General features: G+C 56.3%; 2 protein-coding genes. Both read right to left on the bottom strand.

The annotated features are described in order from the left end of the window. Positions 1-254 (bottom strand): biopolymer transporter ExbD (locus FJV41_RS55800; RefSeq protein ID WP_181791586.1); only part of this gene is annotated, 254 nt, incomplete at its 3' end. A gap of 3 nt (positions 255-257) precedes the next feature. Then, positions 258-446 (bottom strand): MotA/TolQ/ExbB proton channel family protein (locus tag FJV41_RS55795; RefSeq protein WP_181791584.1); only part of this gene is annotated, 189 nt, incomplete at its 5' end.

Genomic DNA, 446 nt, shown 5'->3' with positions numbered 1-446 from the left:
AGCGTCTCCTGCCCCACCTTCACGCTGTACTGCCCTACCCCGGAGACTTCCACAATCACCGGCGGATCGTCATTGCTTTTCACCGCTTGCGATTCCGTGGCGTCCGGCAGATCGACTTCCACGCTCTGTGTAATGATCGGCGCCGTTGCCATAAAGATCAGCAGCAGCACCAGCAGGACATCCAGCAGCGGAACGATGTTGATCTCGGACTTCAGTTCGCGACGTCCGCGTCCGCGTCCACGTGCTTTGGCCATGGCTTACCCCTTATTGCTTTCGCTGCTGGTAAACGCCTGACGGTGCAGAATCGCGGTGAACTCTTCCATAAAGTTGTCGTAGTTCAGTTCAAGTTTGTTCACTCGTTGGTTCAAACGGTTATAGGCCATTACCGCCGGGATTGCTGCAAACAGGCCAATTGCCGTGGCGATAAGCGCTTCGGCGATACCCGG

This window comes from Myxococcus llanfairpwllgwyngyllgogerychwyrndrobwllllantysiliogogogochensis (assembly GCF_006636215.1).
In the GTDB taxonomy this organism is placed as follows: Bacteria; Myxococcota; Myxococcia; order Myxococcales; family Myxococcaceae; genus Myxococcus; species Myxococcus llanfairpwllgwyngyllgogerychwyrndrobwllllantysiliogogogochensis.
This window is presented reverse-complemented; position numbering and strand designations above follow the sequence as displayed.